At 70.1% G+C, this 17,163-nt stretch carries 16 protein-coding genes and 3 pseudogenes; 12 read left to right on the plus strand and 7 right to left on the minus strand.

The features are described from left to right. The 3 genes and pseudogenes from JWN68_RS07495 to JWN68_RS19265 all read left to right on the plus strand — a co-directional run. Window positions 1–667: pseudogene (locus JWN68_RS07495) on the plus strand (DNA-directed RNA polymerase subunit beta'); the annotation flags it as partial. Between the two features lie 110 nt (window positions 668–777). Further along, complete coding sequence (locus tag JWN68_RS07500; RefSeq protein WP_297736987.1) at window positions 778–2,022, plus strand: geranylgeranyl reductase family protein; 1,245 nt, start codon at window positions 778–780, stop codon at window positions 2,020–2,022. Between the two features lie 16 nt (window positions 2,023–2,038). Then, a pseudogene (locus tag JWN68_RS19265) lies at window positions 2,039–2,428 on the plus strand (1-acyl-sn-glycerol-3-phosphate acyltransferase); the annotation flags it as partial. A gap of 199 nt (window positions 2,429–2,627) precedes the next feature. On the opposite strand, the gene JWN68_RS07510 reads toward JWN68_RS19265, so the two are convergent. After that, on the minus strand, window positions 2,628–3,812 hold the full coding sequence (locus JWN68_RS07510) for an acyltransferase family protein (protein ID WP_297736993.1): 1,185 nt from the start codon (window positions 3,810–3,812) through the stop codon (window positions 2,628–2,630). 22 nt (window positions 3,813–3,834) lie between these two features. Here JWN68_RS07510 and JWN68_RS07515 point away from each other — a divergent pair, with 22 nt between their 5' ends. Continuing rightward, a complete protein-coding gene (locus tag JWN68_RS07515; RefSeq protein WP_297736996.1) occupies window positions 3,835–4,758 on the plus strand; it encodes an NUDIX domain-containing protein in 924 nt (307 codons plus the stop codon). On the opposite strand, the gene JWN68_RS07520 is transcribed toward JWN68_RS07515, so the two are convergent. Continuing rightward, window positions 4,743–4,883, minus strand: a complete 141-nt coding sequence (locus tag JWN68_RS07520; RefSeq protein WP_297736999.1) for a hypothetical protein — start codon at window positions 4,881–4,883, stop codon at window positions 4,743–4,745. The two genes, JWN68_RS07515 and JWN68_RS07520, sit on opposite strands and share 16 nt — an antisense overlap. Before the next feature lie 194 nt (window positions 4,884–5,077). Here JWN68_RS07520 and JWN68_RS07525 point away from each other — a divergent pair, with 194 nt between their 5' ends. The 4 genes from JWN68_RS07525 (at window position 5,078) to JWN68_RS07540 (ending at window position 9,720) form a co-directional block, all read left to right on the plus strand. Beyond that, complete coding sequence (locus JWN68_RS07525) at window positions 5,078–6,352, plus strand: hydroxyacid-oxoacid transhydrogenase (protein WP_297737003.1); 1,275 nt, start codon at window positions 5,078–5,080, stop codon at window positions 6,350–6,352. Window positions 6,353–6,453: 101 nt separating this feature from the next. Then, entirely contained in the window at window positions 6,454–7,689 is a 1,236-nt protein-coding gene (locus tag JWN68_RS07530) for an SAM-dependent methyltransferase (protein ID WP_297737006.1), read from the plus strand. Further along, the gene (locus JWN68_RS07535) at window positions 7,682–8,668 is read left to right on the plus strand and encodes a hypothetical protein (RefSeq protein ID WP_297737010.1); all 987 of its coding nucleotides are present in this window, start codon (window positions 7,682–7,684) and stop codon (window positions 8,666–8,668) included. The genes JWN68_RS07530 and JWN68_RS07535 overlap by 8 nt, the downstream gene beginning before the upstream one ends. 47 nt (window positions 8,669–8,715) lie before the next feature. Beyond that, window positions 8,716–9,720, plus strand: a complete 1,005-nt coding sequence (locus tag JWN68_RS07540) for a DNA topoisomerase IB (protein ID WP_297737014.1) — start codon at window positions 8,716–8,718, stop codon at window positions 9,718–9,720. A gap of 337 nt (window positions 9,721–10,057) precedes the next feature. Here JWN68_RS07540 and JWN68_RS07545 read toward each other — a convergent pair whose 3' ends face one another. Beyond that, entirely contained in the window at window positions 10,058–10,363 is a 306-nt protein-coding gene (locus JWN68_RS07545) for an Ltp family lipoprotein (RefSeq protein ID WP_297737017.1), read from the minus strand. Window positions 10,364–10,466: 103 nt separating this feature from the next. Beyond that, window positions 10,467–11,588, minus strand: coding sequence for a phosphoserine transaminase (serC, locus tag JWN68_RS07550; RefSeq protein WP_297737020.1), 1,122 nt, complete (start codon window positions 11,586–11,588; stop codon window positions 10,467–10,469). Window positions 11,589–11,670: 82 nt separating this feature from the next. Here serC and JWN68_RS07555 point away from each other — a divergent pair, with 82 nt between their 5' ends. Continuing rightward, window positions 11,671–12,204, plus strand: coding sequence for a GNAT family N-acetyltransferase (locus tag JWN68_RS07555; protein WP_297737023.1), 534 nt, complete (start codon window positions 11,671–11,673; stop codon window positions 12,202–12,204). Between the two features lie 7 nt (window positions 12,205–12,211). Here JWN68_RS07555 and JWN68_RS07560 read toward each other — a convergent pair whose 3' ends face one another. Together JWN68_RS07560 and JWN68_RS07565 are read right to left on the minus strand one after the other, a co-directional pair. After that, window positions 12,212–13,753 (minus strand): hypothetical protein, encoded by a 1,542-nt coding sequence (locus tag JWN68_RS07560; RefSeq protein WP_297737026.1) that lies wholly within the window; start codon window positions 13,751–13,753, stop codon window positions 12,212–12,214. Beyond that, entirely contained in the window at window positions 13,750–14,358 is a 609-nt protein-coding gene (locus JWN68_RS07565) for a hypothetical protein (protein ID WP_297737029.1), read from the minus strand. The genes JWN68_RS07560 and JWN68_RS07565 overlap by 4 nt, the downstream gene beginning before the upstream one ends. Before the next feature lie 201 nt (window positions 14,359–14,559). On the opposite strand from JWN68_RS07565, the pseudogene JWN68_RS07570 reads away from it, so the two are divergent. Both JWN68_RS07570 and JWN68_RS07575 read left to right on the plus strand, forming a co-directional pair. Further along, window positions 14,560–14,922, plus strand: a pseudogene (locus JWN68_RS07570) (NUDIX domain-containing protein); the annotation flags it as partial. A gap of 106 nt (window positions 14,923–15,028) precedes the next feature. Beyond that, a complete protein-coding gene (locus JWN68_RS07575; RefSeq protein ID WP_297737072.1) occupies window positions 15,029–15,262 on the plus strand; it encodes a hypothetical protein in 234 nt (77 codons plus the stop codon). 9 nt (window positions 15,263–15,271) lie between these two features. On the opposite strand, the gene JWN68_RS07580 is transcribed toward JWN68_RS07575, so the two are convergent. Further along, on the minus strand, window positions 15,272–16,378 hold the full coding sequence (locus tag JWN68_RS07580) for a citrate synthase 2 (RefSeq protein ID WP_297737032.1): 1,107 nt from the start codon (window positions 16,376–16,378) through the stop codon (window positions 15,272–15,274). Window positions 16,379–16,470: 92 nt separating this feature from the next. Between JWN68_RS07580 and pdxH the strand changes: the two genes are divergently transcribed. Further along, the gene (gene pdxH, locus JWN68_RS07585) at window positions 16,471–17,112 is read left to right on the plus strand and encodes a pyridoxamine 5'-phosphate oxidase (RefSeq protein WP_297737035.1); all 642 of its coding nucleotides are present in this window, start codon (window positions 16,471–16,473) and stop codon (window positions 17,110–17,112) included. Window positions 17,113–17,163 lie beyond the last annotated feature (51 nt).

The following is a 17,163-nucleotide window of genomic DNA, read 5'->3' on the forward strand; positions in this document are numbered from 1 at the left end:
GCGTTCGCGTCTCAACGTCGAGGACGGCCAGCACATCGAGGTGGGTCACCACCTGACGTCTGGTACCCCCGACCCGCAGGACGTCCTGCGCATCCTGGGTGTTCGCAAGGCCCAGGAGCACCTGGTGGACGAGGTGCAGAACGTGTACCGCTCGCAGGGTGTGTCGATCCACGACAAGCACATCGAGATCATCGTGCGGCAGATGCTGCGCCGGATCACGGTGATCGAGTCGGGTGACACCAACCTGCTGCCGTCCGACCTGGTCGAGCGGGTCCGCTTCGAGGAGGAGAACCGTCGTGTGGTCTCCGAGGGCACCCAGCCCGCCTCGGGTCGGCCCGTGCTGATGGGCATCACCAAGGCCTCGCTCGCCACCGAGTCGTGGCTCTCGGCCGCCTCCTTCCAGGAGACGACCCGAGTGCTCACCGACGCTGCCATCAACGGCCGCTCGGACTCGCTGCGCGGTCTGAAGGAGAACGTCATCATCGGTAAGATCATCCCGGCCGGAACCGGCCTCGAGCGCTACCGCAGCATCCGGGTGGAGCCCACCGAGGAGGCCCGCGCTGCGGCGTACACCGTCACCGGTTACGACTCCTACGACTACGACTTCGGCACCAGTGGCCAGGCCGTAGCCCTCGACGACTTCGACTTCGGTTCCTACCAGAACTGAGCCATCCAGTCGTTGGCCCCGGTCCCACCTCGGTGGGGCCGGGGCTTCGTCATTCCCCACCGACGACTATGGATTCGTGCCCCTCAGGCACCGACTGAGAGAATCAGCGAGTGACCCGACCGACCTCGACCGACGTCCTTGTCGTGGGCGCTGGCCCGGCGGGCTCAGCGGCCGCAGCGTGGTGCGCTCGTGCCGGGCTGGACACGTTGCTCGTCGACGCGCAGGTCTTCCCGCGCGACAAGACCTGCGGTGACGGCCTGACGCCGCGCGCGATCGGGGAGCTCATGCGCCTCGGCCTCGAGGACTGGCTGCGCGCGCACACGGTCAACCACGGACTCCGGGCGCACGGCTTCGGGCAGACGCTGCTGCTGCCGTGGCCGACGCTGCCGGACAACGACCTGCCCTCGTGGGGCTCCGCGGTGGCGCGTACGGAGCTCGACGACCACCTGCGCACCATCGCGATCAAGAGCGGCGCGCTCGCGCTGGAGGGTGCTCGTGCTGTCGGCGTACGCATGGACGGCGCACGCGTGGCCGCGGTCGAGTTCACCTCGGGTGACGAGTCGTTCGAGATCGAGTGCAGCCGACTGGTGGTGGCGGACGGCGTCCGGTCACCGCTGGGCAAGCTGCTGGGTCGGGAGTGGCACCGCGACACGGTCTACGGCGTCGCCGGCAGGGCCTACGTCACCTCGGGGATGTCGGACGACCCCTGGATCAGCTCCCACCTCGAGCTGCGCGGTGAGGACGGCGAGATCCTCAGCGGCTACGGCTGGATCTTCCCGCTCGGCACCGGCGAGGTCAACGTCGGCGTCGGCACCCTCGCCACGTCGAAGCGCCCCGCCAAGATCGCGGTCAAGCCGTTGATGAGCTTCTACGCCGCCCAGCGACGCGACGAATTCCAGTTGACCGGACCCCTGCGCATGCCGACGTCGGCGCTGCTGCCGATGGGTGGGGCCGTGTCAGGAGTCGCCGGCGACAACTGGGCCCTCATCGGCGACGCAGCCGCTTGTGTCAACCCGCTCAATGGTGAGGGCATCGACTACGGCCTGGAGACCGGACGCTTCGTCGCCGAGATCATGGCGGCGGGGGGAACACTCGGCACCGCGTGGCCCCAGGTCCTGCGCGAGCACTACGGCGAGTCCTTCTCCATCGCCCGCCGGCTCGCCGGTGTCGCCACGGTCCCGCAGGTCGTCGCCGCGCTCGGTCCGGCCGGGATGCGGTCGGACTGGTTGATGACGCTGGCCCTGCGGTGGATGGGCAACCTCGTGGACGACGCGGACCGCGACCGCGCTGCCCGCGTATGGCGCTGGGCCGGCCGCCGATCCATCGCGCGCGACGCCCGTCCACCGTTCGCCTGAGGGCCAGCCTTCCCCGATGACGGAGAACTGGTATCGCCTGGTCAACTCACTCGGCCGCCTCGCGCTCAGGAGCCTGGCCATCGAGGTGCGCGACACTGGGCTCGAGCACGTGCCGACCGACGGACCCGTCCTGCTCGCCGCGACCCACGTGTCCTATCCGGATTTCCTCTTCCTGGAGGAGGCGGCCGTGGAGCGCGGTCGCTACCTGCGGTTCATGTGCCGCCACGACGTCTGGCACCAGCGCCTGCTGGTGCGACCGATGGACCGCATGCAGCACATCCCCGTCGACCGCGAGGCTCCCGCTGCGGCATACCTCAAGGCGAGACGGCTGCTCCGCGAGGGCGAGGCGGTGTGCGTCTTCCCCGAGGCGGGCGTCTCCCACTCCTTCACGGTGCGCTCGTTGATGAGGGGTACGGCGGCCCTCGCGCGCGAGACGCAGGTGCCGGTCATCCCCGTGGCGATCTGGGGCAGCCAGCGGATCTACAGCGTGAGCCGGCGTCCGGACCTGACCCGGGGGCGCCGCGTCGACGTGTCCTTCGGGGAGCCCATGGCGGTCGGGCCCGCGGACGACCTCAGCGAAGCGACTCGGACTCTCGGCGCCCGCCTTACGGAGCTGCTGGAGGAGGTGCAGGGTCTGCCGCACCACCGGCCGCGTCCGGGGGAGTGGGCGCCGTGGCATCCGGCCCACCTGGGAGGGGCGGCACCGTCGCGGCACGAGGCGCGTGAGCTGGACTCTGTTCCACGATCGGCGGTGCGGCCTGCGTGGGGACCGACGTGCGGGGCACCCCACGACCTCGGCCCTTGTGACGCGACTCCCACGTGCCGAGGGGATTGACCAGCCACGACAGGTAGCGACGGGACCACGGGCTCGCGAGGGCGAGCGCGAGGACGATCGAGCCGAGAGTCGTGATCAGCAGCGCGAGGTAGGGACGATCGGCGCTCCACTCCTTGAATCCGCGCAGCTCGGCGGTCTTGATGACGAAGCCGTGGAGCAGGTAGACGTTCATCGTCGCGGCGCCCATCGCGGTGAACCAGCTGCCACGGCGGGGGATCAGCGCCATCACGGCGAACGCGCCGACCAGCCCGATCGCCATCACCGACAACCTGGTCTGGGCGGCGTAGGCCACGTCGGAGGCGATGCCCTCGTAGCCGGCGTCGTAGAGCAGGAAGGCGGTGCGCGCCCAGTCGTCGAGGCCGCGGGACAGAAAGGCAATCAGGGCCAGGGTGCCGAGCGAGGCGACCTTGACCCACGGGTCGTCGAGCCGGTGGAGATGGCGCGGCTTCAGGTGGAGCCCGAGGACGAAGAACGGCAACAGGCCGAGGATGCGCGGCAACCCGAGCCACTCCGGGTCCCACAGGCCGGCCGCCAGGCTGATGACGACCGACAGGGGCAGGAAGAGCCAGTGGCGCTTCAGGACCGGGGTCATCAGCCGCCAGCAGAACAGCGCGGGGAGATACCACATCGTCCAGTGGGGCTGGAGGTAGAGCACCCACCCCACGTCCTCCCCGAGGCTGAGCCGGTAGTAGTACAGCGCCGGCTCAAAGACCAGGTAGGGGATCACCAAGACGTAGAGCAGCGCCTTGAAGTGGCGCCGCGTCCACTCGAACGAGGTCGAGAGGTAGCCGCTGATGAAGACGAACGCCGGGACGTGCCAGAAGTAGAGGAAGTCGTAGGCCCAGTTGCTGAAGTGGGTGTCGGGGAGCAGTGCCCAGGAGTGGCCGACCACGACGAGGGTGACAAGCACCATCTTGGTGTTGTCGAGCCACGGGTCCCGTTCGCCTCCTGCCACGGGTGTCACGCTACGACAACCCATGGGTGACATGGCAGGGTTGGGGGCCATGGCATCCCTACCGAGACGACAGCGCGTGGCGGCGTACGCCGTCATCATGCGGGTGCGCGACGAGCCTGAGGTGCTGCTGTGCCGGTTGGCGCCCCGGATCAGTCGCCATGAGCTGTGGACGCTGCCCGGCGGCGGCCTCGACCACGGGGAGGATCCGCGCGACGCCCTCGTCCGCGAGATTGGCGAGGAGACCGGCCTCACGGCGACGGTGGGCACCACCGCTCGCGTCTACTCAGCCCACCTGCCGCGGGCCTCGCGCGACGGCGTGATGACCGACTTCCACGCCCTGCGCATCGTCTACGACGCGTGGGTGCCGGCGGATGCACCTGCCCCGCGGGTGGTGGAGGTGGACGGCTCCACGATGGAAGCGGCGTGGCGGCCGCTGGCGTCGGTGCTCGACGGCACCGTTCCCGTCGTGGCGATGGTCGAGGAGGCGCTGGCCGAGCATGCGCCGTTCCAGCTCCAGCGGGTGGCGGCGTACGCCCTCGTCCGCCGCGGCTCGGCCGTGCTGCTGACCCGCCTGTCGAAGCAGGCGCACCATGCCGGCTCCTGGACCCTGCCCGGCGGTGGCATCGACCACGGAGAGCCGCCGGCGACCGCGCTGGCCCGGGAGGTGACCGAGGAGTGCGGTATCGCGTGCGAGGTCGGCGCGCTCCTGGGTGTGCACGACACGCACTTCTCAGGTACGGCGCCGAGTGGCCGCGTGGAGGACTTCCACGGCGTCCACCTGCTGTTCGCCGCCACGGTCGCTCCGGATGCCGAGCCCGAGGTCGTGGAGGTCGACGGGACGACGGACGCGGTGGCCTGGGTGGAGCTCGACGACATCGAGTCCGGGAAGGTCTCGGTGCTGGAGCTCGTCCATCACGCCCTGGGGTTTGGTCAGCGGTTGATCTGAGCCGTGATCTCGGGACGGACAGTGGGTCGTTCGGCGTCCGCAGAGGTGGGGGACGCGATGCCGAGGGCCGTCATGACCAGTGCGACAGCGGCGACACCGGCGGCGACACGTACTCCGCCGGTCATGACCGGGATCCTGTGATGCTCATGGTTCGCTCCGTGGGGGTGGGGGGTTCTCGATTGATGCGAAAACTTCGCCCCGAGATGTCCAAAGAGTAGGCAGACCGCATCGGTGGAAACCGGGGGTTTGGTGCCTTGTGGGTGCTCTGTGCACCAACGGTGCACGCGGCGAGGATCCCGACTGCGGATAGGCTGAACCTGTGGCCGAAACCGTCTTCACCTATGCGGCTCCGGGACTGAAGTTCGGCCGCGGAGCCTCCGCGGAGATCGGCTTCGACCTGCAGCAGCTCACCGGAGGAACCAGCCGTCCGCGGGTGCTGGTCGTGACGGATCCGGGGGTGGCTGCGACCGGCCACCCGGGCCGGATCGCCGAGCAGGTCGCGGCGCGTGGCTTCGACGTCACGACCTACGACCGCAGCCGGGTCGAACCCACCGATGAGTCGCTGGAGGACGCTGTCGCGTTCGCCCGTGAGCAGGGACCGTGGGACGCCGTCGTGGCGATTGGCGGAGGCTCCGCCATCGACACGGCCAAGGCGGTCAACCTCCTGGTGACCAACGAAGGGTCCCTGCTCGACTACGTCAACGCACCGGTGGGGGGCGGCCGTGCCCCGTCAGCGGCGCTGCTGCCCATGGTAGCCGTGCCGACGACGACGGGCACCGGCTCGGAGTCCACGACCATCTGCGTCCTCGACGTCCTTGCGCTCAAGGTGAAGACCGGCATCAGCCATGCCCGGCTCCGCCCGACCCTCGCCGTGGTCGACCCCGACCTGACCATGAGCCAGCCGTCGATGGTGACCGCCAGCTGCGGCATGGACATCTTGTGCCACGCGCTCGAGAGCTACACCGCGCGGTGGTTCGCCGACTTCGACGCCAAGACTCCTGAGCAGCGGGTGCCCTACTGCGGCGCCAACCCCATCGCTGACATGTGGGCGGAGAAGTCACTCTCGCTGCTGGCCGGGGCCTTCCGCACCGCCGTGCGCGACGGCGACGACACCGAGGCCCGCGAGCAGATGGCACTGGCGGCCACCTTCGCCGGGCTGGGCTTCGGCAACGCAGGGGTCCACATCCCGCACGCCAACGCCTACCCGATCGCCGGTCGCGTGCGCGACTACCGACCCGAGGGATATCCCCAGGGCGATCCGATCGTGCCTCATGGCATGGCGGTCTCGCTGACCGCACCGGCAGCGTTCGCCCTGACCTTCGAAGCCGCCCCCGAGCGCCATCTGCGAGCGGCGTCGCTGCTCGGTGGCGAGGGCGGGAACGCCGGTCCGGACGACCTGCCCTCGGTGCTGCGGTCGTTGATGCGCGACATCGGCATCCCCAACGGGCTCGCGGAGGTCGGCTATCTCGCCCGTGACATCGACGACCTGGTCGACGGATCGCTCAAGCAGCAGCGTCTGCTCGCCACCGCGCCGCGCGCTGTGACGGCTGAGGACCTCGCCGGCGTCTTCCGCGGATCGATGGAGCACTGGTGACGCCCGTAGGATGATCAGGTGAATCCCCGTCACCGCCGCCTCATCATCCCGGTCGCGTTGGGAGCTCTCATCCTGATCGTCGTTATCGCCCAGTTCGTCTGATGGCCACCGAGTCGCTCGCCGACGCGTTGGCCCGGACCCGGGCCCTGCTCCTCGACCCCGAGACCCTCGTGCGGGCGGTCGCCTCCGGTCGCCGCAAGGGCCTGCCCGTGCCTCGGGTCGGGAGTCGCGAGGTGCGCCGCGTCGAGCTGCGCTACGTCGACCTGAAGGCGGGCCGCCACCTGCAGCTCACGTCCTTCGACGAGACCCAGGCCCACACCGCGAACTTCGCGACCGGCGAGGAGGCCGGCGGCGCAGTCGACGCACTCCTCGGCCAGCCGTTCGGCAACTGGCACGTCGACACCACGACCCGGACCCATCAGCTGCGGGTCACCAAGAGGCCCGAGGCTGTCGTCCACACGACGGAGCGAGCCGAACCGGTCGCTGCCGAACGCGGCCACAACCGTGAGAAGCCGCGGCTGCTCGCCGAGAGCGACCCCGTCCTGGCCGCCCTGGGGATCGCCGACGCCCACGGGCGGATCAAGCCCACCCGGCAAGCGAAGTATCGGCAGGTCGAGGAGTTCCTCCGGCTGCTCGACTCGTCCATCACCGACGCCCTCGACAAGGGGCACCTGCGCCGCCCGACGGAGGACGAGCCTCTGCGCATCGTCGACCTGGGCTGTGGCAACGCCTACCTGACGTTCGCCGCGCAGCGCTACCTCACCCACGTGCGGGGGTTGCCGGTGCGGGTCACCGGAGTGGACGTGAAGCAGCAGTCGGCGGACCACAACGCGGGCGTGGCGGCCACCCTCGGGATCGAGGCCGACTTCGTGGTGGGCGCGATCGACGCGGCAGTCCTGCCCGAGCCACCCGACGTCGTGCTCGCGCTCCACGCCTGCGACACCGCGACCGACGACGCGCTGGCGCGGGCCGTGGAGTGGGACGCCAGCCTGGTGCTGGCCGCGCCGTGCTGCCACCACGACATCGCGTCCCAGCTGCGGACGGCCGCGACTCCTGCGCCGTACGCCCTGCTCACCCGGCACGGGATCCTGCGCGAGCGCTTCGCCGACACCCTCACCGACGCGTTGCGCGCCACCATCCTGCGGCTGGTGGGCTACCGCGTGGACGTCGTCGAGTTCGTAGGAAGCGAGCACACCCCCCGCAACACCTTGCTCCGGGCCACCCGCACCGGCTCGCGTGGCAGCGAGGATGCGTCCCGGCGGGAGTACGACGACCTGGTGGCCACGTGGGCCGTGACGCCCAGGCTCGCGGAGCTCGTGGGCATCCGCGGTGACTGAGCGCCTCCTGCGCGCACTCGGGGGCCTGGCCGTCGTGACGCCCTTCGTCATCGGACTCACGGCGGCCACGGTCGATCGTGACGGTCGCGAGGTCTTCCGCTTCCAGGACGCCGAGATCGTCGAGTCCAGTGGGCTGGTCGTCGAGGGCAACCTGGCGCACACGACCAACGACTCGGGCGACACCGGGAGGGTCTTCACCGTCGACATGTCCACCGGGGAGACCGTCGGGGAGACCTTCTGGGCGGACGGACCGCAGGATGTCGAGGCGCTTGCTCCAGCCGGGTCGGGACAGGTGTGGGTGGGCGACATCGGGGACAACGCCGCCTCGCGCGACTCGATCGAGGTGACGCGCGTGCCGGTAGGGCGCGGCGACCGGACGGTGTCGGAGGAGAACTTCCAGCTCGTCTATCCCGACGGCCAGCGCGACGCGGAGGCGCTGCTCGTCCACCCAGTGACCGGTCGGCTGTATGTCGCAACGAAGGGCATCTTCGGCGGCGAGCTCTACGCAGCGCCGCCCGAGCTGGCCGACGATGCGCCGAACGTGCTCGGGCTGGTCGGGACGACCACCGGCATCGTCACCGACGGCGCGTTCTTCCCCGACGGGGACCACCTCATCCTCCGGACCTACACGAACGCGGTGGTCTACTCGTTCCCGGCCTTGGAACCTGTCGGGTCCTTCGACCTGCCCAGCCAGGAGCAGGGCGAAGGGATCGCAGTGGTCTCGACCGAGGCCGTCCTCGTCAGCAGCGAGGGGCAGCAGGCGCCGGTGCTACGCGTAGCGCTGCCGGAGGCGATCCCCGCAGTGCTGAGCCCCACCCCCACGCCCACGGTGTCTGCTCCCGACCCGGCGGCCTCCTCGCCGTCGGTCGAGAACCTCACCACCGAGGTGCGCGACCGGGACGCGTGGCCGTGGATGGTGGGCGCCGTGGCCCTCCTCGGTGGGCTCGTCGTGCTGGTGCGCTCGCTCAGACCCCGGTAGCCCTCACGGGTGAGTCGGGCCGAGGGGCTCGCGGCTAACGTGTGGGCATGCCCCGCCTGCGCCGTACCTCCCCGGACCAGCCCGGCTGGAGTCGACGCCGCGTCGGGCGCAACTTCACCTACCTGGACGAGGCCGGCCAGCCGCTCCGGCCCGAGGACCGGCAGCGGTGCAAGGACCTGGTGATCCCGCCGGCGTGGACCGACGTGTGGATCACGCCCCATCCCCACGGTCACCTCCAGGCGGTGGGCACCGACGACGCAGGCCGCCGGCAGTACCTCTACCACCCGCAGTGGCGGGCCAGCCGGGACGCGATGAAGTTCGAGCGGATCACCGACTTCGGCCGGGCGATGTCGAAGGCGCGCGAGCGGGTGCTGACCGATCTCGGTGCCGAGGGCATGACCCAGGAGCGGGCGTGCGCCGTCGCCGTACGCCTGCTCGACCTCGGCTACTTCCGGATCGGCAACGACGTCTACACCGACACCAACGGCAGCTTCGGGTTGACCACCCTGCTGCGCGAGCACGTCACCAAGCACCAGGACCGCCTCCGCTTCTGCTTCGTCGGCAAGTCGGGGGTCGAGCACTGCATCGAGATCGACGACGGACCGACCATCGAGGGCCTCGACGTCATGCGCCGTCGCCGCGGCGGCGGGGACCGGCTGCTGGCGTGGAAGGACGGCAGCACGTGGCGCGGCCTCGACTCCTCGCAGGTCAACGACTACATCCGCACCACCACCGGACTCGACGCGACGGCCAAGGACTTCCGCACCTGGCATGCCACCGTGCTCGCGGCGGAGGCGCTGGCGCTGACCGACGAGCCCGGTGCGACCAAGGCCTCGCGCAAGCGGGCTGTCTCTGCTGCGATGAAGGACGTCTCGGACTTCCTCGGCAACACCCCGACGCTGGCGCGCTCCGCCTACGTCGACCCGCGCGTCGTCAACGCCTACGAGAAGGGGCGGACGATCGGTCGCGCCGCCCGACGCACGTTCGATACCCCAGATGAGCGCCAGACCGCCCTCGAGCGGGCGACGCTGAAGCTGCTGCGCGAGGGCTGAGACGGCCTGCCTGGATCTCCGGCAGACCGATCCGGTCCGTGGTGCGTATGTATGGGTGAAGACTGACCACAATCCAGATACGCGGGGGACGCCGATGGCCGGTCGAGACCGAGAGTTCGATGAGTTCGCGCAGGCGGCGTGGCCGAGGCTGCGCCGTTCGGCCTAGCTGCTGACGGGAGACCATCACCTGGCCGAGGACCTGGCGCAGACAGCGCTGGAGCGGACGTATGCCAAGTAGCGCACCGTTCGGCGCGACGACGTCCTCGCCTACTGCCGGACCGGACCGCGTCTTGCGAGCCTTCCTCGAAGGGAGGAGGGTTCGGAAAATGGCTGCGGGTCAGTAGACCTTGTTGACCGCTTGCACGGCCTGCTCCTTGGTGAACTCATCGCCTGCTGGCGACGACAACTGCTGGACAAGCCCGTCCTTCGACATTGGCATCGTGTCTTGGTAGAGCTCTGCCGCCTCGACAGCTTCGGCGTTCCAGTCCACGTCCACGTTGTTCGCTGCGAAAGTCGCATCGGCCTTGGAGTAGCCATCGCCCGCCGACGATGACAACTGCTGGATGAGCCCAGCTTTCGAGAACGGCATGATGTCAATGTAGTTCTGCCCGGCTTGGAGGGCGTTCTCTTGGCCGGAGGCCATCTCGGGCTTGGCCTTCTCCCCGGACGAGGCCTTCTTGCCCTTATTGCTCGACTCGTTGGACTTGGTGTCCTAGGAGTCGAACTACACGCAGAGTGCCAGGGGCTCAGAGCTGGCCGACGACGTAGTCGATCGCGCCGGTGAGTGTTTCGACGTCCGAGGGGTCGACGGCGGGGTACATCGCGATCCGCAGCTGGTTGCGACCCAGCTTGCGGTAGGGCTCGGTGTCCACGATCCCGTTGGCCCGCAGCACCTTGGCGATCGCGGCGGCGTCGATGGCGTCGTCGAAGTCGATGGTGCCGATCACCAGGGAGCGGTGGGTCGGGTCTGCGACGTACGGCGTCGTGTAGTCGGTCTCCTCAGCCCAGCCGTAGAGGGCCTCGCTCGAGGCCGTGGTGCGCTCGACCATGCCGGCGAGACCGCCCTGGGCGTTCATCCAGTCGAGCTGCTCGGCCATCAGGAAGAGGGTGGCGACCGACGGGGTGTTGTAGGTCTGGTTCTTGGCCGAGTTGTCGATGGCCGTGGGGAGGTCGAAGAAGGCCGGGATGTGGCGGTCGGTGGCGGCGATCTCTTCGGCCCGCGCCAGCGCCTTCGGCGACATGATCGCGATCCAGAGGCCGCCGTCGGAGGCGAAGCACTTCTGCGGCGCGAAGTAGTAGGTGTCGACCTCATCGAGGTCCACGGGCAGGCCGCCCGCGCCGGAGGTCGCATCGACCAGCACGAGCGCGTCGTCGGCTGCGCCCGCTGGGCGCATGACCGGCGCCATCACCGCGGTGGAGGTCTCGTTGTGCGCCCAGGCGTAGGCGTCGATGCCGTCCTCGGCCGCTGCCACCGGCCGCGACCCGGGCTCGCTCTTGATCACGCTCGGGTCCGCCAGCCACGGGGCGTCGGCAGCCGCCTTGGCGAACTTCGACGAGAACTCTCCGAAGCTCAGGTGCTGGCTCTTCTCCCGGATCAGCCCGAAGGTGGCGATGTCCCAGAAGGCGGTGGCACCGCCGTTGCCGAGCACGACCTCGTAGCCCTCGGGCAGGTCGAACAGTGCGGCCAGGCCCTCGCGCACGCGGCCGACGGTGTTCTTCACCGGTGCCTGGCGGTGCGAGGTGCCCATCAGGTCCGAGCCGGTCGCGGCCAGCGCGTCGAGGTGGCTGGTCTGGATCTTGGAGGGGCCGGCGCCGAAGCGGCCGTCGGCCGGGAGGAGCTCGGCTGGGATCGTGATTGCGTCGGTCATCTTCTGACACCTTCCGGGACGTGCTGGGGAGGGAGGACCTGACGACGCTGTCAGCCGTGCCAGCCTCTCATACGATGTCGACATGACCAGTGGCTGTGTCTCAGGGGAGGCCCCAGGAGTGCTCGATCTTCGGCAGGTGACGATTGGGCACCCGGCTGCGCAGCTGCTGGTCGAGGCCGTCCAGGAGGAATACGTCGCCCGCTACGGCAGCCGCGACGAGTCGCCGATCGACCACACAGAGTTCACCCCGCCCCGGGGTGCGTTCTTCGTCGGCTACCTCGACGGGGAGCCGGTCGTCTCCGGAGCGTGGCGTCGCCGCGACGACGTCGAGGTGGCCGGCACGAGGGCGACGGCGGAGGTCAAGCGCATGTATGTCGTGCCCTCCGCACGCGGTCTCGGTGTCGCCCGTCGCATGCTCGCCCACCTTGAGGCGACTGCTTTCGCAGCCGGCGCCGAGGCCGTCATCCTGGAGACCGGCACCATGCAGCCGGAGGCGCTCGCGCTCTACGAGTCGGCCGGCTACGAGGTCGTGGCGGGCTTCGGTCACTACCGCGACTCGCCGTACAACCGATGCTTCGCCAAGGCGTGTCCAGACGACACGCCGCGTCCGTCGTAGAAAATCTTCACTTTTGCCTCCATCGCCCCAGGAGCACCTCTAGTCTCCTGCCGTGCGCAAGGGACTCGTGGTGCTGTGGGCGGCTGTGCTGCTGGCCTGCCTCATCGGTGCACCGACGGCGGCGAAGTACGTCCTGCCCGTCGACTCCTACGCGACCTATCAGCCGCAGAAGATCTGCGCGCACAAGGACAAGCCCGGCACGGTCGCGCTCGGTCGGTGGCTGGCAGCGCGCGGCGGCACGTATGGCGGCACGCTGCGCTCGTGCAGCAGCGGAGGCGCCTCCGAGCACAAGGACGGCCGCGCCTTCGACTGGACGCTGGACGCGCGCGACCTGGACGACCAGGCGGTCGCGGACGCCTTCATCATCGAGGCGTTCGCCGACGACGAGCTCGGCGACACCGATGCCCTCGCTCGGCGGATGGGCATCATGTACATCATCTGGAACGACAAGATGTACGCCGCCTGGGAGGGCTTCGAGCCGAAGAAGTACCTGAGCTCGAGCTGCCGCTCGCGCAAGACCTGCTCGCCCACGCTGAGGCACCGCGACCACATGCACATCTCGTTGAGCATGGACGGGGCCAAGGGGCGCACGAGCTGGTATGTCGAGATGGCAGCCGCCGCGGCAGCGGCCCCGCCCGCCTGAGAACCGTCGGCGCAGCAGGCGCAGGCGGCCTGGTGCCACGGTGAAGACGACCCGCTGGCCCCAGGTGAGGTGGAGCGCGTCGGACTCGATGCCGTCGGCGAAGACGACCAGGTCGGACTGGGCGGTGACCGCGAAGACCTGCTCGGCGGCGATGGTGCCCTGGGTGTGGGCCGTGCCCGTCGCGGGGGAGGGCCCGGCCTCGCGGGCGTACCAGCACAGGACGGCGGCCTGGGTCGGACCGGGCGGTGCCATCTCGGAGCGGCGTTCGAGGGCCACGGACCGGCACCATCCCGTGGCGCCGGTGCCTGTGCCGATGAGCACGCCCGAGGAGGACTGCCGCTCGGTGGCGCCGTCCACGGTGGTGAGCTTGTAGCGGGCCGACTGGTGGCTGGGATGACCCAGGTAGATCTCGTTGAGCCCGCGCAACTCCTGCCCGTCGTCGAGCCTGGCCAGCACCATCACTCGCGGCTCGACACGAGCGTCCACCTCGGGCGACAGCGCGACCTGGAGGAGGCTGGCGGCGGCGTGCGGGTGATGGGGGACGAGCACGCCCGGGTTGCGGTCGGGCTCGGGATTGAGTCCGATGACCACCTGCCCGTCGAGGTACTTCGCGACGTTGGCGACCAGGCCGTCCTGCCCGACAGCGATCACGATGTCCTCGCCACCGAAGACGAAGCGCGACAGATCGGCACGCTCGACCTGGACCCGTCGCCAGTCCATGGGGATGGCGGAGGCGACGTGCTGCATGGCAACGCGTTGCACCTCGTCGGCCGCCACCAGCTCGTCGGGCTCACGACCGCGCGAGCGCAGGAAGAAGTAGGCCTGCTGCCGAGTGCCGTGGTGGGCGATCAGCGACTCGAGCTCGGTGCTGCGGGAGACCACCACGGCCCGCGGACTGAGGGTCATCGCCCTGCTCCCTGCGGCTGTCCGCTCGCGAAGCGTTCGGCGAGGGTGGTGAGCAGGTCCGGGGTGAGATTGAGCGTGCCGATCTGCGGCAGGCTTCCCGCGAGCTCCCGCCGGGCCAGGCCCACGAGCGTGGCTTGTTCGACGTCGGCGTAGACCGCCATACGTGCCGTGTCGGTCTCGGCCTGGGCGGCTCCGGTCATCCGGATGGTGTGCTGGGTGACGAGCTGCTCCTCGCGACGGGCGAGCTCGATCTGGTTCTGCAGCTCGTTCTCGGCGATCGCACGCTCGTGCTCGACGGCCGTTGCCCGGCGCTCGAAGGGGGCCTTGTCCGCCTCCTGCTGCACCCGCTCGCGCGTCGGCGTCGGGAGCGCCCGCTCGACGTCGGCCTCGGCGCGTACGGCGACGACGCGGACGTCGACGATGCGCAGCCCGAGCTGGACCAGGCGCTCGTCGCCGCCCAGACCGCTCACCATGGTCTCCCGCACGGCGCTCATGCCCTCAGAGAGCGCCCGGGCCAGGGTCAGCTGTGCCAGCAGGGCGAGCGCGTGCTGCTGCGACAGCTCGGTCAGCAGTCCGCCGACCTGCTCGAGGGGGTCGCGCGCCACCGCCCGTTCGAGGCGTCGATGCTGAAGTCGAGGCGCTGGGCGGCGACCTCGGGCTCGGCGAAGCGGTAGGTGACGCTCGCCTGGACGGTGATGTCCTGGAAGTCGATGGTGCGCGCGTGGAACAGGAGCGGCTGCTCGCGGTCGTCGACCGGGATCTCGCTCAGGGCGGCGTTGAGGGGGTGGAACCAGAAGGTGACGCCGGTGCCCTGGTGGACTGATGGCCTCCCTCCACCTGACGACCGCGTTGGCCGTCGACCTCGTGGTCCTCACCATCTGCGACGCCCGGCTCTGCGTGCTGCTCGTCCGGCGCGGTCTGGAGCCCTATCGCGGACACCTGGCCCTGCCGGGCGGATTCGTGCTGGCCGACGAGGACCTGCCGGCAGCGGTCAGCGCGAGCTCCTCGAGGAGACGGGCATGGCCACGCTCGCCGGGCATCTCGAGCAGCTGGCCACCTACGCCTCGCCCGACCGGGACCCTCGCGGTCGGGTGGCCAGCGTGGCCTATCTCGCCCTCGTGCCGGACCTTCCGGTGCCGTCGTCCGGGAGCGACGCAGCCGACGCGGGCTGGCACGACCTCGCGGAGATCCCTGCCGGGACCCTGGCGTTCGACCACGACGTGATCGTGGCCGACGGGGTCGAGCGGGCACGCGCGAAGCTGGAGTACACCCCCCCTGGCCACGGCGTTCTGCCCGGAGGAGTTCACCATCGCCGAGCTGCGGGACGTCTACGAAGTGGTGTGGGGCGTTGCCCTGGACCCGCGCAACTTCCACCGCAAGATCACGCGCACGCCCGGCTTCGTCCGGCCGACGGACGACACCACGACGCGCAACGGTGGCCGGCCGGCGCAGCTCTTCGCCCGCGGTGACGCACAGCTGCTGCACCCGCCGATGGTGCGACCGACCTAGCCATCAGACCTAGTCGGCCCACTCCTCGTTCCAGCCGTCGACGTCGCTGGCGGGCCGGGCCGAGGGGCCGGTGTAGATCGCGGAGGGCCGGATCAGGCGACCGGTCCGCTTCTGCTCGAGGATGTGGGCCGACCAGCCGCCGGTGCGCGCGCACGTGAACATGGCGGTGAACATGTTGGCCGGCACTTCCGCGAAGTCCAGCACGATGGCGGCCCAGAACTCGACGTTGGTCTCGAGGACGCGGTCGGGACGACGCTCGCGCAGCTCGGCCAGGGCGGCCTGCTCGAGCTTCTCCGCGACCTCGTAGCGGGGTGCGTCGAGCTCACGGGCGGTCCGACGGAGCACGCGCGCGCGGGGGTCCTCGGCGCGGTAGACGCGGTGGCCGAAGCCCATCAGTCGCTCGCCGGAGTCGAGGAGCTCCTTGACGTATCCCGCGGCGTCGCCGTCGCGCTGCTCGACCTCCTCGATCATGGTGAGGACGCGAGCGGGAGCGCCGCCGTGCAGCGGACCGCTCATCGCGCCGATGGCACCGGAGAAGGCGGCGGCGACGTCGGCACCGGTGGAGGTGATGACGCGGGCGGTGAAGGTCGAGGCGTTCATGCCGTGCTCGGCGGCCGAGCTCCAGTAGGCGTCGATCGCCTTGACGTGCTTCGGGTCGGCCTCGCCCTTCCAGCGGATCAGGAACTTCTCGGCCAGGGTGGTGCCCTGGTCGACGAGGCGCTGCGGGACGACGGGCTGCAGCAGGCCCCGGGCCGACTGTGCGGCGTACGACAGGACCATCACCGCGACGCGGGCGAGGTCGGCGCGCGCCTGCTCGTCGCTGATGTCATAGGTCTGCCCGAAGCCGAAGGCGGGGGCGAGCATGGCCACGGCGGCCTGGACGTCCACGCGGACGTCGCCGGTGTGGACCGCGAGGGTGTACGGCTCCGCGGGCGGAAGGCCGGGGGTGTAGGCGCCGTCGATCAGCAGGCCCCAGACGTTCTCGAAGGGGACGCGGCCGACGAGGTCCTCGATGTCGACGCCGCGGTAGCGCAGCGCCGAGCCTTCCTTGTCGGGCTCGGCGATCTCGCTCTCGAACGCGACGACTCCCTCCAGCCCGTGGTGTACCTCAGCCATGTGGGAGACGCTCCTTTGCGTACGACGAGTGGCTCGCCCGGTGTTGTGGCGCGAGCCGCCTCATTCTGCACCAGCGCGTCTAGGGTGCCGCCATGGACCCAGATCTCGCGTCACTGCGCCGGGAGTATGCCGAGGGCGGACTAGACGTCGAGGACCTCGACCTCGACCCCGTGGAGATGTTCCGGCGCTGGCTCCGGGAAGCCGTCGCGGCCGGCATGCACGAGCCGAACGCCATGGTGCTCAGCACGGTCGGCGTCGCCCAGCGTCCCTCGTCGCGGATCGTGCTGCTGAAGGGCCTCGACGAGCGGGGGTTCGTCCTGTTCACCAACCACACGTCGCGCAAGGCGCGTGAGCTCGAGGCCAATCCGGGCTGCTCGCTGCTCTTCCCCTGGCACCCGCTCGAGCGACAAGTCCGGGTCGAGGGGACGGCGCACGTGCTCGATCGCGAGAGCGTCGAGGCCTATCACCGCTCCCGGCCCCGCGGCGCCCAGCTCGGCGCCTGGGCCAGCGCGCAGTCCAAGCCGGTGGCGTCGAGGGCCGAGCTGACTGCGGCCTACGACGCGGCGGAGGAGAGGTTCGCGGACCAACCCGTGCCCGTGCCCGACCACTGGGGTGGTTATCGCGTCGTGCCGGACACGGTCGAGTTCTGGCAGGGACGACCCAGCAGGATGCACGACCGGCTCGTCTACGCGCGGACCGGCTCGAGGTGGGGGATCCAGCGGCTGGCGCCGTGATCCAACCTGAGTGAGCACTCACTCATCTAGGGTGTCGCAGTGACTCCACGC

Source organism: Nocardioides sp. (genome assembly GCF_025964975.1).
Taxonomy (GTDB): domain Bacteria; phylum Actinomycetota; class Actinomycetes; order Propionibacteriales; family Nocardioidaceae; genus Nocardioides.